The sequence below is a fragment of the Streptomyces sp. NPDC044003 genome (assembly GCF_056435185.1).
Map to the genome: position 1 here is coordinate 808,470 of NZ_JBWKFA010000001.1, position 12,952 is coordinate 821,421.

General features: G+C 74.2%; 9 protein-coding genes. 5 read left to right on the plus strand and 4 right to left on the minus strand.

Going from position 1 to position 12,952, the window contains the following annotated elements; translation table 11 throughout:
* The first annotated feature begins 70 nt into the window (after positions 1-70).
* A complete protein-coding gene (locus AC07AW_RS03695) occupies positions 71-3,529 on the plus strand; it encodes a tetratricopeptide repeat protein (protein ID WP_478813868.1) in 3,459 nt (1,152 codons plus the stop codon).
* A gap of 366 nt (positions 3,530-3,895) precedes the next feature.
* Here AC07AW_RS03695 and AC07AW_RS03700 read toward each other — a convergent pair whose 3' ends face one another.
* Together AC07AW_RS03700 and mca are read right to left on the minus strand one after the other, a co-directional pair.
* The gene (locus tag AC07AW_RS03700; protein WP_478813869.1) at positions 3,896-4,135 is read right to left on the minus strand and encodes a hypothetical protein; all 240 of its coding nucleotides are present in this window, start codon (positions 4,133-4,135) and stop codon (positions 3,896-3,898) included.
* Entirely contained in the window at positions 4,128-5,009 is an 882-nt protein-coding gene (gene mca / locus AC07AW_RS03705; protein WP_392150857.1) for a mycothiol conjugate amidase Mca, read from the minus strand. Before mca ends, AC07AW_RS03700 begins: the two co-directional genes overlap by 8 nt.
* A 98-nt stretch (positions 5,010-5,107) precedes the next feature.
* On the opposite strand from mca, the gene AC07AW_RS03710 reads away from it, so the two are divergent.
* The 4 genes from AC07AW_RS03710 (at position 5,108) to AC07AW_RS03725 (ending at position 11,050) form a co-directional block, all read left to right on the plus strand.
* Positions 5,108-5,509, plus strand: coding sequence for a DUF4307 domain-containing protein (locus AC07AW_RS03710; RefSeq protein ID WP_478813870.1), 402 nt, complete (start codon positions 5,108-5,110; stop codon positions 5,507-5,509).
* A 190-nt stretch (positions 5,510-5,699) separates the two neighbouring features.
* Positions 5,700-6,197: a transcription elongation factor GreA gene (gene greA, locus AC07AW_RS03715; protein ID WP_478813871.1), complete on the plus strand. Its 498-nt coding sequence runs from the start codon at positions 5,700-5,702 to the stop codon at positions 6,195-6,197.
* A gap of 106 nt (positions 6,198-6,303) precedes the next feature.
* Positions 6,304-8,763 carry a protein kinase domain-containing protein gene (locus AC07AW_RS03720; protein ID WP_478813872.1) on the plus strand — a complete coding sequence of 820 codons (2,460 nt, stop codon included), beginning with the start codon at positions 6,304-6,306 and terminating at the stop codon, positions 8,761-8,763.
* 4 nt (positions 8,764-8,767) lie between these two features.
* Entirely contained in the window at positions 8,768-11,050 is a 2,283-nt protein-coding gene (locus AC07AW_RS03725) for a protein kinase domain-containing protein (RefSeq protein WP_478813873.1), read from the plus strand.
* A gap of 13 nt (positions 11,051-11,063) precedes the next feature.
* Here the strand turns inward: AC07AW_RS03725 and AC07AW_RS03730 are convergent, their stop codons facing one another.
* Both AC07AW_RS03730 and AC07AW_RS03735 read right to left on the minus strand, forming a co-directional pair.
* On the minus strand, positions 11,064-11,918 hold the full coding sequence (locus AC07AW_RS03730) for an ABC transporter permease (RefSeq protein ID WP_478813874.1): 855 nt from the start codon (positions 11,916-11,918) through the stop codon (positions 11,064-11,066).
* Positions 11,915-12,934 (minus strand): ATP-binding cassette domain-containing protein, encoded by a 1,020-nt coding sequence (locus AC07AW_RS03735; protein ID WP_478813875.1) that lies wholly within the window; start codon positions 12,932-12,934, stop codon positions 11,915-11,917. The genes AC07AW_RS03730 and AC07AW_RS03735 overlap by 4 nt, the downstream gene beginning before the upstream one ends.
* Between the last annotated feature and the right edge of the window lie 18 nt (positions 12,935-12,952).

Genomic DNA, 12,952 nt, shown 5'->3' on the forward strand with positions numbered 1-12,952 from the left:
TCTCGCGCCGACGCGCGCGACGCAGGACACTGGGCCGGATTCGTCGGGCACGCGCGGAGGGGGAACGCACATGCGGGAGAGTCACCGGGACGTGGCCGAGCGGCTGTTGGAGCGCATCGTGCGGGAGGAGGTACGCGGTTCCGTCGGCCGCGCCGACGTGCCACCCGCCGAGGAGCTGCTCGCACGGGGCCGGGAGGCGCTGGACACCATCACGGCGAGCGCGGAAGGCGAGTACGCGGCCTTCCTGGAGGCTCTGGAGGCCTGGGAGGGCCGGGCGGAGACGCCGTTCGGGCGGGTGCGGTGGAAGGACCGTTTCACCGGGCCCGTGGTGGGCGCTCCTGCTCTGGTCGCCGGAGTCGCGACGGCCGTGGCCGTCGGCACGGACCTGGCCCTCGGCACGGGGGCGGGGACGGCTTTCGGTGCGGGCGCGGCGGTGGCGATCGCCGGGGCGGCGGCGACCGTGCTCAAGGTGACGGCGACGACCCGGCCGGTCGTCGACCGGTACGCACCGCCCCTCGACGGGCTGAGGCAGGCATGGCTGAAGGCCTTGGAGGCCCGTGGCGTACGGCCCTTCCTGGAACGGCAGCGTGCGGCCCTCGCGCCGGGCGTCTCACCGGGCGGCGCGCCAGGGGGCGCGTCGAGCGGCGTGTCGGGCGGCGTGTCGGGCGGGGTGTCGGGCGGCGCGCCAGGGGGCGCGTCGAGCTGGGTGTCCGGCGACGCGCCAGGGGGCGCGTCGAGCTGGGTGTCCGGCGACGCGCCAGGGGACGCGTCGAGCTGGGTGTCCGGCGACGCGCCAGGGGGCGCGTCGAGCGGCGGGTCGGGCGACGCGGGCGCCGTGCCGCGGCAGTCGCGGGGTGACCGGCTGCCGAGTGACCGGCTGCGGGGTGCCGACCGAAGCGCGGCGGCCCGGAGCCGTACCGTCCTCGCGCGGTCCTTCGGGCATCTGCCCGATCCCGGTGGGGTGTTCGCCGGGCGGCGGGAGGAGCTGGCGTCCCTCACCCGGTGGGTGCAGGCCGGGCGGGCCTCGGCGGTCACCCGGCCGACCGTGGTGCTGCTGCACGGCGCCCCGGGGTCCGGGCGCACCGCGCTCGCCGTGCGGGCCGCGCACACGCTGCGCGACCAGTTCCGCGGGGCCTGCGTCGTCGACCTGCGGGGCGCCGCCAGCGGCGAGCGGCCCGTCTCGACCCGGGAGGCGCTGCTGCACCTCCTCAACCGGCTCGGTGCCCCGCGCGACCGGCTGCTCTTCCGCGAGGGCGCCTCGGCCGAGCAACAGGTGCGGCGGCTCTCGGAGTTGTACCAGCGGCAGCTGAGCGGCGTGCCCGTCGTACTGATCCTCGACGACGCCGGCGACGCCGCCCAGGTGCGGGCCCTGCTGCCGGAGCGGTCCGACAGCCTCGTCCTCGTGACCTGCCGGGAGCCGCTGGACCTCGGCGAGGACGTCCCGGCGGAGGTGCACGCGCTGCCGGTGGCCGCGCTCGACGCGGCGGGCGCCGAGGAGCTGCTGCGGGCGACGGCCGGCGCGCCCGACCCCGGCCCGTACGACGCCGAGGCCTTCGAGCGGATACGGGAGCTGTGCGGCGGCCTGCCGCTGGCGCTGCGGGTCGTGGGCTCCCTGCTCGGGCACCGCTCCATGGACGAGGTGAGCCATGTCCTCGCCCGGCCCGGCTGGGGCACCGATCCCGTCGAACGTGCCCTGTCCGTACGGTACTTCCTCGACTTCGACGAGGACGCCCGGCAGCTGCTCCGGCGGCTCGCGCTGGCCGGGCGGGCCTCCCTCGGTGCCGCGGCGGCCGCGGCGCTGCTCGGCGGGGGCGGGCCGGAGGCGGCCCGGCGGCTGCGGGAGCTCTCCGTGGCCGGGCTGCTCGACCACGTGCGCGGCGAGCGGTACCGGCTGCACGACGCGGTGCGCGGCTTCGCGGCCGCACGGCTCCTGGACGAGGAGGACGCGGCCGAGATCGCGGCGGCGCAGGAGCGGCTCATCCGGAACCACGCGGAGCTCGCCGACGCGGTGATCCGGATGGTCGACGGCAAGATGTCGACCCGGGCCGACCGGTTCGACGGGCACGGCTTCGGCTCCCTGGAGGCGGCGCTCGGCTGGCTCGACGAGGAGTCCAGCTTCATCACGGCGGCCCTGCGGCACGCGGAGGGCGTCGACCAGGAGACCGTGCTCGGCCTGCTCAGCGCACTCTGCGACTACTGCCTGCTGCGCGGCGACCTCTACCGGCTCGGTGAGATCAACGAGCTGGCGGAGTCCGTCGGGCAGGGGCTGCTGACCCGTTCAGTGCGGTGGCGGACCGGTATCGCGGCCCGGCAGCTCGGCGAGCTCGACAAGGCCCACAAGACGCTGACCTCGGTCGTCTCCCTCTACCAGGAGGCCCACCAGGACGCGGGGGCCGCGCTCGCGCTCTGCTCGCTCGGGATCACGCTGCACCACCAGGGGCGGCTCACGGAGGCCGCGGCGCGGCTGCGGGAGGCGCTCGCGCTCCAGGAGCCGGAGTCCCTGGCCGCCGACCGGGGCTGGACGCTGCACGCGCTGGCGGCCGTGGAGCGGGACCGGGGCGATCTGGCCGAGGCGACGGCGCTCCTCGACCGGTCGCTCGCCCTGCACCGGGAGCACGAGTCGCTGCACGGCGAGGCGTGGGCGCACTTCCAGCGCGGGCAGGTGCTGCTGCTCCGGGGCGATGTGCCGGGCGCGGAGGGCGGGCTGCGGCGGGCCCTGGAGGCGTACGGGCGCGTCCACGACGGGCGCGGCGAGGCCTGGGCGCTGACCCAGCTGGCCCGGGCGCGGCTCGCCGGCGGGGAGGCGGAGGCGGCGGTGGAGGAGCTGCGCGGGGCGCTCGCGCGGCACCGGGAGCAGGAGGACGCGCGCGGCGAGGCGTGGACGCTGTACTACCTGGGGCAGGCCCTTGAGGAGCGGGGCGACCGGGACGAGGCGGTGCGGGAGCTGGGGCGGGCGCGGTCGATGTTCTCGCGGATGCGGGACCTGTACGGGCTCGCCTGCGCCCGGCACCAGCTGGGGCGGGTCACCCGGGACCAGCAGGGGGCGCGGGCGGGGAACCTGCGCAATTCGGGTTTCGCCCGGCAGCTGCTCGTGGACGCGCGGGCGGACTTCCGGCGGATCGGGGTCGCGCACGGGGAGGCGTGGGCCTGTCTGGAGCTCGCGATCGTCGACGCCGGCAACGGGCGGGTCCCGCAGGCGCTCGCGCTGTGCGAGGAGGCGCGCTCGCTCTTCGACGCGTACGGCGACCGGCGGGGCTCGGACTGGGCCCGGCTGCTGCGCTGCGGGCTGCTCCCGCACGCGGCGCCGGGCACGCCGGAGCCGGGGACGGCGTCGGCGCGCGAGGAGCTCGCGGCGCTGGCCGCGGACCGGCACCCGGCGCGCGACCCGAGGGTCGACGACTGCGCCGAGGCCCACGCCCTGCTCCTGGACCGGGGCATCGCCCCGACGACCCCCTGGCAGGCCTGGGACCTGGGCCTGGTCCCGTCCCGCCCGGCCCGGGAGGTCCTGGGGGTCCCGGAGGCGTCCTGAGCGGGGCCGGGGCCCCGAGGCCCCGGGCCGCCGCACGGCTCGGGACCGTACGTGCCCGTCCCGCGCATGGCCGGCCTACCCCAGGCACCCGGGGTCGCCCACGCAGGCACGGCGGGCCGGGCCCGGCAGGCCGGGCAGGCCTGGCAGGCACGGAACCGGGCCCGGATCGGCGGACGCGGATCGGCAGGCCCAGATAGGCGGACCCTGATCAGCGGACCCGAATCGGCAGGCCCAGACCGGCGGACCCGAATCGGCGAGCCCAGATCGGCGGACCCGGATCGGCAGGTCCAGATCGGCAGGCCCGGATCCCCAGGCCCGGGCATGCCGAGACGGCCCGGTCCCTGCAGGGGCCGGGCCGTCTCTCGGCTACTTGCCCGGGGTGGTCGCCGGGGTGTCCGAGGGCTTCGCCTTCGGGTCCGGGGCCTCCTCGAAGGTGACCTTGCCCATGTGGCGGTTCATCGACTTCATTAGCATCCAGACCGCGAGGGCCAGGGCCGCGAAGACGACGAAGCCGAGGACGCCGGGGGTCACCTTGTTCTTGTCCAGCTCTTCGGCGGCGAAGGGGACAAGCTGGGTCAGTGCCAGGTGTGCGCTCATGTCAGGCATTGTCGCGGATGCCCGCGAAGAGATCTTCCTCGGGGAGGGAGGTCGGGACCAGCGCCTTGCTGAGCTCGTACTCCTCCGTCGGCCAGACCTCCTTCTGGATCTCCATCGGGACCCGGAACCAGCCGCCGTCGGGGTCGATCTGGGTGGCGTGGGCGATCAGGGCCTTGTCACGGATCTCGAAGAACTCCGCGCAGGGGACGTGCGTGGTGAGGTTGCGCGCCTTGCCGCCGAACTCGTCCCAGCGCTTCAGCCAGTCCCCGTACGGCGACTCCAGGCCGCGCGCCAGGAGCGCCTCGTGCAGGGCCTCGGTGCGGGGACGGTTGAAGCCCTGGTTGTAGTAGAGCTTCAGCGGCTGCCAGACCGGGCCGAACTCGGCCTCCGGGTACTTCTCGGCGTCGGCCGCGCCGTCGAAGGCCACCATCGTGATCTTGTGGGTCATGATGTGGTCGGGGTGCGGGTACCCGCCGTTCTCGTCGTAGGTCGTGACGACCTGCGGACGGAAGGAGCGGATCTCGCGGACCAGCGCCCCGGACGCCGTGTCGACGTCCTCCAGGGCGAAGCAGCCCTCGGGCAGCGGGGGCAGCGGGTCGCCCTCGGGCAGGCCCGAGTCGACGAATCCCAGCCAGTGCTGGGAGACGCCGAGGATCTCGCGGGCCTCGTCCATCTCCTTGCGGCGCACCTCGTGGATGTTCGCCTCGATGTAGGGGTCACCCTGAAGCTTGGGGTTCAGGACCGAGCCGCGCTCGCCGCCCGTGCACGTCACCACCATGACGTCCACCCCCTCGGACACGTACTTGGCCATCGTGGCCGCACCCTTGCTCGACTCGTCGTCGGGGTGGGCGTGAACGGCCATCAGTCGCAGCTGCTCAGTCAAGACTCGATCCTCAGTGATTCGACGCGGAGGGTGGTCTCTATAGTGACGGAATCGGGGGTGTGAAAATTCCGCCACCCCCGGCTTCGAGAGGAACCCCCATGAGCGCGGTGCGAGAGCAGCTGCCCGAGGGGCGCTACGGGCGCTCCGCGGATGAGCGGGCCGACCGCAAGCTCAGGATCACCGGAGCGGTGCTCGGAGTCCTCTTTCTCGGGGTCGTGGGCTGGTTCGGCTGGCACTACGTCGTCGACAGCAAGATCAGCGCCGAGATGATCAAATTCGACGTGGTGAGCGCCGACGAGGTCCAGGTGCACCTGGAGATCCGCAAGGACGAGGGCGTCAAGGGCGTCTGCACGCTGCGCTCCCGCTCCGAGGACGGCGCCGAGGTGGCCCGCAAGGACGTCCGGATCGACGACGCCGCCACCCGGATCGACCGCGTCTTCTCGCTCCGTACCACCGCCCGCGCGACCAGCGCCGAACTCATCGGGTGTACGGCCCGGTAGCGGTGGGTAGGGACGGGGTGTCGAGTCCCGGCGAGTCACGACGGTGACCTGGGGTGACGCCATCTTTATGGTTTATGTCCTCCCGCTTTTCGCCACTCATTGTTAGGCTCGTGGTTTCGCCCACCCGGGACTGCACCGTTTTCCCGTGTAGGGCGATGCTTTGTATTCCCAGTACCTACGAGGAGCACCTGTGACCCAGACCAGCGACAACGTCACCTGGCTCACCCAGGAGGCGTACAACAAGCTCAAGGACGAGCTTGAGTACCTGTCTGGTCCCGCGCGTACCGAGATCGCGACGAAGATCGCCGCGGCGCGCGAAGAGGGGGACCTGCGCGAGAACGGCGGGTACCACGCGGCCAAGGAGGAGCAGGGCAAGCAGGAGCTCCGGGTCCGCCAGCTCACCCAGCTGCTCCAGCACGCCAAGGTCGGCGAGGCCCCGGCGGACGAGGGCGTCGTCGCACCCGGCATGGTCGTCACGATCGCGTTCGACGGCGACGAGAACGACACGATGACCTTCCTGCTCGCCTCCCGCGAGTACGCGAGCGGTGACATCGAGACCTACTCGCCGCAGTCGCCGCTCGGCGTCGGCGTCATGGGCAAGCAGGTCGGTGAGGACGCTCAGTACGAGCTGCCGAACGGCAAGAAGGCCACGGTGAAGATCCTCAGCGCGAAGCCGTACACCGGCTGAGCAGCGACTCCTTGAGTGAAGGGCCGGCCCGTGGGGGCCGGCCCTTCGTGTTGCATGCACATGCAATGATGCGGTCCTGACGTCGCGTCACCAGGGGGAGGACGAGGTGCTGGGACCGCTGCGCGAGGGCGCGCCACGCCGCATCGGACCGTACGAGGTGCTCGCCCGGCTCGGCGCCGGCGGCATGGGCGAGGTGTTCCTCGCACGGGACGCCGACGGTGCCGGGAACGGCAGCTTCGTCGCCCTCAAGACCGTGCGGCGGGATGTCGTCGGGGATCCGGCCTTCCGGGATCGTTTCCGGCGGGAGATCAAGGTCGCCTCGCTCGTCGACAGCGGCTACGCCGCCGCGCCCGTCGGCGGTGAAGCCGACGCCGAGGTGCCCTGGCTGGCCACCGCGTACGTCCCCGGGCCCAGCCTCTCGCAGGCCGTGCGGCGCGGCGGCCCGCTGCCCGTCGCCGCCACCCGGGCGCTCGGCGCGGACGTCGCCCGGGCCCTCGCCGACCTGCACCGGGCCGGGGTCCTGCACCGGGACCTCAAGCCCGGCAACGTCATGCTCTCCGTCGACGGCCCCCGGCTCATCGACTTCGGCATCGCCCGCAGCAGCACCGCCACCACCATGACCGCGACCGGCATGATGGTCGGCACGCCCTCCTTCATGTCCCCCGAGCACGTGGCCGGCGCCCGCCGCGTCACGGCCGCCTCCGACGTGTTCTGCCTCGGCTCGCTCCTCTGTTACGCGGCGACCGGCGAGGACCCCTTCGGCGACGGGCCCCTCGCCGCCGTCCTCTACCGCGTCTCCCAGGCCGAGGCCGATCTGTCCCGCGTCCCGGAGGAGCTGCGCGGGACGATCGCCGCCTGCCTGGCCGTGGACCCGGCGGACCGGCCGACACCGGAGGCGCTCGTCGGGCTGCTCGGCACCGGGGCCGCGAAGCTCTTCCCGTGGCCGGAGGGCGTACGGGACCACATCGGCGAGTACGGCAGGGAGCTCGCCCAGCTCGTCGCCTCGGGCGGACCGCTCCTGGAGGCCGCGCCCGGCCCGTTCGGGCCGGTGGTCACCCCGACGGTCCCCGGTCTGCACTCCGTGCCGACGCTCGCTCCCGTCTCGCCCCCCACCGTGCCCGCCGCCGAGGCGCCCCGGAAGCGGCGGAAGCGGCTGCTCGCCGCCGTCCTCACGCTCGCCGTCGCCGCCGGTGGGCTCGGCACGTACCTCCTGTGGCCCGAGCCGGCGCCGCCGCCGCAGGCCCCCGCGAAGGCCGCCGGGCCCCGCGTCCCCGGCGTGAGCGACCGCGGCCCCGCCGACGCCTCGGGCGTCGTCGCGCAGAACGCCGCCCAGCGCCCGGCCGGCTGGCGGCCCTGGAGGGCGAAGCTGACCGCCCCCGCGTTCGGCTGCTCGGCCGGGGAGCAGGCGCTGGTGTGCCGGACGACGGACGGGCGGTACGAGGCCCTCGACCCGGCGAACGGGAAGCGGCTGTGGACCGCGGACCTGGTGGCGGACCCCCGCGACGCCATGAGCTTCATCGGGCCCACCGGCGGGATCTTCGTCGCGGGCGGCACCGCCGTGCCCGCCGTCCACGACAGCTCCGTCGTCCTGCTCTCCGGTGAGCGCGTCCAGGTCCGGGACGCCCGCAGCGGCGCCGTGCGCTGGGAGAAGAAGAGCACCGCCGGAGCCCGGATGCGCACCCAGCCGGTCGTGGGCGACGGCACGGTCTTCGTCCCGACCGGTGACGAGACCAGCGGCCGGATGACGGCCTTCTCCCTGGCCGACGGCCGCGAGCTGTGGTCCAAGTCGCTCACCAACGCCGACCTCGCGCGCGGGGCGTTCCGCGACTTCGAGCCCGTCGCCTATGCGAAGGGGCTCGTGTACGCGATGAGCGACGGCGGTTTCGTCGCGTTCGACGCGAAGACCGGCCAGCAGCGCGGCCAGGTGCCGTCCGAGGCCAAGGGGTGCGACAGCCTCCAGGTCCAGGGCCGGTACGCGTACTGCGCTCCGACCGACGCGACGAACGCGGACAGGCTCGTGCTGTACCGCCTGGACGCGGCGACGCTCGCCCCGGTGGGCGGCGGCCCGCTCGCGGTGCCCGCCGACGTCGCCGAGTCCGGTGCCTGGCCCACCGCCGTGTCCGCCCGCGCCGCCGTCGTCCTCGACCGGGGCCCGATGAGCTGGTCCGACTGGGGAAACACGGGCGAGCCCGCCGGTGTCTACGTCCTGGACCCGGCCACCGGCAAGGCCTTCGGCCACTACCCGATTCCCCCGTCCACCTCGGCCGACGGGAAGAAGCAGCTCGTCTCCGACCCGCTGATCGCCGGCACCTCGGTCCTGTACGCCGACTTCTCGGCCCTGCACCTGGTGCCGCTCGGCAGCGGCGGCGCGCCCGGCAAGGAGCGCGTCGTGCCGGTGCCGGGCGCCCCCGGGCCGCGCGCCAAGGACTCGTACGACCGCGTGAACGGCACGTACCTGGACCGGGAGATCCGTCCGCCGGTGGTCCTGCCGCTCGGCGGTGTCGCCCACGTCGTGTACGACACCGGGGTCGTCGCCTCCGTCGCACTGCCCGGCGAGAAGGAGTAGTCCCGTGCTGGAAGCACTGCCGCCGGGCCGGCCCCCGCGGCTCCTCGGCCCCTACCGGCTGCTCGCCCGCCTCGGCGCCGGCGGCATGGGCGAGGTGCATCTCGCCTGCCGCGCGGACGCGCCGACGGCCGATCCGTACCGGATGGTCGCGGTGAAGACCGTACGGGAGGACCTGGAGGTCGACGGCGACTTCAGGACCCGCTTCCGGCGGGAGATCGCGGCGGCGCGCACCGTGGACGGGCCGGGGGTCGCGCGGCTCGTGGACGCGGACGCCGACGCGCCCTCGCCGTGGCTGGCGACCGAGTACGTGCCGGGGCCCTCGCTCGCGGAGGCCGTCGTACGGTCCGGGGCGCTGCCCGCCGCTGCCGTCCGGGCCCTCGGGGCCGCCCTCGCGCGCGCCCTCGTCGGCGTGCACGCGGTGGAGGTGCTGCACCGGGACCTCAAGCCGGCGAACGTGCTGCTCGCCGCGGCCGGGCCGAAGCTGATCGACTTCGGGATCGCGCAGGCCTTCGAGGCGACGGCGCTGACATCGACCGGTCTGGTGGTGGGCTCCCCCGGGTTCATGTCGCCGGAGCACCTGGTGGGGAGCCGGGCGGTGGTGCCCGCGTCGGACGTGTTCTGTCTGGGCGCGGTCCTCGCGTTCGCGGCGAGCGGCCGCGGGCCGTTCCACGACGACGAGATGGCGGCCGTGATCTACCGGATCTCCCGGGCCGAGGCCGAGCTCGACGGGGTTCCGGAGGAGCTGCGGCCGGTCGTGGAGCGGTGTCTGCGGCTCGACCCGGCGGAGCGGCCGTCGGCGGCGGAGCTCGCGGAGCTGCTCGGCGCCGGCGGCGCGCCCGAGGTGTTCCCGTGGCCGGGCACGGTGCTCTCGCTGCTCGCCGAGTACGGGGAGGCGGCCCGGAGCGCCGGGGAGGCGGCGGCCTCCGGCGCGGGTGTGGCCGAGCTGCCGACGCTCGGCCCGGTCGTGCCGTACTCCCCCACGGCGATGACGGACCGGCCGGTGATCCCGGCGGCCCCCGTGGAGCCGCGCCGCCGCCCGTGGGGCGCCATCGTCGCGGGCGCGGTGGCCGTGGCCCTGGTGGCGACGGGCGGCGTGGTGCTGCTGAACCGGACCGACGGGCAGGGCGGCGGGTCCACGGGCGGGGTCGCGGGGCCGTCGAGCAGCGCCGGCACCACGCCGCCGGTCGCCTCGCTGAGCCAGGTGGTCCTGCCGTACGGGGGCGAGGGCCACGGCCGTGACTTCGGCGCGGCCGCCACGGACCGCGCCTACCGTCCGGCGGGCTGGTCGCCCTGGGCCGCGCGGGTCGAGCAGGGCGTCGGCAGCTGCGCGCTCTCCCCGAAGGTCCTGGTCTGCCCGGGGAACGGCGGCGCGGTCACCGCGCTGAGCGCGGCGGACGGCAAGGAGCTGTGGAAGGTGCCGGGCCGGGGCGAGGGGCTGCTCAGTGGACCCCAGTACCCGGCGGTCGTCGGCGACACGGCGTATGTGACGGGGCCGGACGGGATCGTCGCGTACGGGGTCGGGGACGGGAAGGAGCGGGGACGTGTCCCGGTGCCCGGGGCCGACTTCGCCGTGAAGGGCACCGACCTGCGGGACGGCGTCCTCTACTCGACATACGTGAACATGCGCGACGAGCGGACCGGCCTGGTCACCGCCGTACGCCTCGCCGACCGCGAGGAGCTGTGGCGCAAGCGGCTCGACGCGCTGCCGGAGCAGCCGGTCGCGGCGGCGGGACGGGTCCTGGTGCCGCTCGGCACCGTGCCGGTCGCGCTCGACGCCCGTACCGGCGAGGAGGTGGCGCGGGGGGCGGAGGGCTGCCAGGCGTTCGTGGTGCACGGGAAGAGCGGCAGCGTGCTGTGCACGGGCTCCTCGGACGGGTCCGTGACGGTGCTCGACGCGGCGACGCTGCGGCGGAAGCGGTCCTTCGGCACCGCCGTGACCGGGGGTCCCGCGGTGAACGCGGACGGTCTCGTGGCGGTGGCGAGCGGCCAGGTCATCAGCGCGTACGACCTGGAGAGCGGCGAGCGGCGCTGGTCCATACTGCCGGTGGTGACCGAGGGCGTCCTGCGCGAGGTGTACTTCGCGGGGGACCGGGTCCTCGCCGTGGCCAAGGACGAGGCGATCTCCGTCCCGGCGTCGGGTCCCACCTCCGAAGGCGACTTCGAGACGTTCGAGGCGAACCTGCCGCGAGACTTCCAGGTGCAGGCCGCCGGGGAGTCGCTGGCCGCCGGAGGGGCGGCTTTCGTCGCCCTCCCCGACGGCATGGTCTTCTCCGGCTACCTGCCCTGATCCTCCCGGCGGGTCACGCCGTCGCCGAGCGGTACTTCCGTACCGACAGCGTCCGGAAGACGACGATGATCAGGATCGACCAGAGGAGCGACGCCCACACCGGGTGCTGCATCGGCCAGGCGTCGGAGGTGGACACGCCGGGGTTGCCGAAGAGCACGCGGCAGGCCTGGACGGTCGCGCTGAACGGGTTCCACTCGGCGATGGGCTGCAGCCAGGAGGGCAGATTGCTGGAGTCCACGAAGGCGTTCGAGATGAACGTGACCGGGAAGAGCCAGATCAGCCCGCCCGAGGTCGCCGCCTCGGGGGTGCGGACCGAGAGGCCGATCAGCGCCCCGATCCAGGAGAAGGCGTAGCCGAGGAGGAGCAGCAGGCCGAAGGCGGCGAGCGCCTTGGGGACGCCCTCGTGGATGCGCCAGCCGACGAGCAGGGCGACGATCGCCAGGACGACGAGGGTGAGCGTCGTCTGGACGAGGTCGGCGAGGGTGCGGCCGGTCAGGACCGCGCCGCGGGCCATCGGCAGCGAGCGGAAGCGGTCGATCAGGCCCTTGTGCATGTCGTCGGCGATGCCCGCGCCCGCTCCGGCCGTGGCGAAGGTGACGGTCTGGGCGAAGATGCCGGCCATCAGGAACTCGCGGTAGACGGTCGGCGAGGTGGAGTCCCCGATCTCCATCGAGCCGCCGAAGACATAACTGAAGAGCACCACGAACATGATCGGCTGGATGAGCCCGAAGACGATCATCTCGGGGATCCGGGACATCCTGATCAGGTTGCGGTGCGCGATCACGAGCGAGTCGCTGACGGACTGGACGATCCCCCCGCGCGGGCGCGGGGGGGTCAGCCTGTCCGCCGACCCCAGGGCGGTGGTCACTTCACGGCCTCCTTCCGGCCTTTCCTGCCCCCGGCCGCCGCCTCGCCCTCCTCCTCGCCCCGGTCGGCCACGTGGCCGGTGAGGGAGAGGAACACGTCGTCGAGGGTCGGGCGGCGCAGTCCGATGTCGTCGATCTCGACGTCGACGGCGTCCAGGTCGCGGATGACCTCGGCGAGCAGCTTGGCGCCGCCGGTGACGGGGACGGTGAGCATGCGGGTATGCTCCTCGACGGAGACCTCGCTGTGGCCGATCCCGGCGAGGCCGTAGCGGGCGAGGACGTCCCGGGCGTCGGCGATCATCTCCGGACCGTGCACGACGACCTCGACGCGCTCGCCGCCGGTCTGGGCCTTGAGCTGGTCGGAGGTGCCGCGGGCGATGACCCTGCCGTGGTCGACGACGCAGATGTCGTGGGCGAGGTGGTCGGCCTCCTCCAGGTACTGGGTGGTGAGGAGCAGGGTCGTACCGCCGGCGACGAGCTCCTTGATGACGTCCCACAGCTCCTGGCGGTTGCGCGGGTCGAGGCCGGTGGTCGGCTCGTCCATGAACATGACCGGCGGGGAGACGACGAGGGCGGCCGCGAGGTCGAGGCGGCGGCGCATGCCGCCGGAGTACGTCTTGGCGGGCCGGTCGGCGGCGTCGGCGAGGTGGAAGCGGTCGAGCAGCTCACCGGCCCGCACCTTCGCGGCCTTCGCCCTCATCTGGTAGAGCCGGCCGACCATCTGCAGGTTCTCGCGGCCGGTGAGGTACTCGTCGACCGCCGCGAACTGGCCGGAGAGACCGATCGAGCGGCGGACCTCGTTGGGATGTCTGAGGACGTCGATCCCGGCGACGACGGCCCGCCCGCTGTCGGGCTTGATCAGGGTCGTCAGGACCCGCACCGTGGTCGTCTTCCCCGCGCCGTTCGGACCCAGCAGACCCAGGACGGTGCCCTCCGGCACATCGAGGTCGACGCCGTCCAGAGCTCGTACGTCGCCGAAGGTCTTCACCAGACCCTCGGCGTAGATCGCGCCTGGCATGTGAACTCTCCCCGGGAG

What these genes read in the sequence shown, in the direction of transcription:
- AC07AW_RS03710 (WP_478813870.1), top strand. Translation starts at nt 5,108, where the DNA reads ATGAGCGCGGTGCGAGAGCAGCTGCCCGAGGGGCGCTACGGGCGCTCC.
- AC07AW_RS03700 (WP_478813869.1), bottom strand. Translation starts at nt 4,135, where the DNA reads ATGCCTGACATGAGCGCACACCTGGCACTGACCCAGCTTGTCCCCTTC.
- AC07AW_RS03735 (WP_478813875.1), bottom strand. Translation starts at nt 12,934, where the DNA reads ATGCCAGGCGCGATCTACGCCGAGGGTCTGGTGAAGACCTTCGGCGAC.
- AC07AW_RS03695 (WP_478813868.1), top strand. Translation starts at nt 71, where the DNA reads ATGCGGGAGAGTCACCGGGACGTGGCCGAGCGGCTGTTGGAGCGCATC.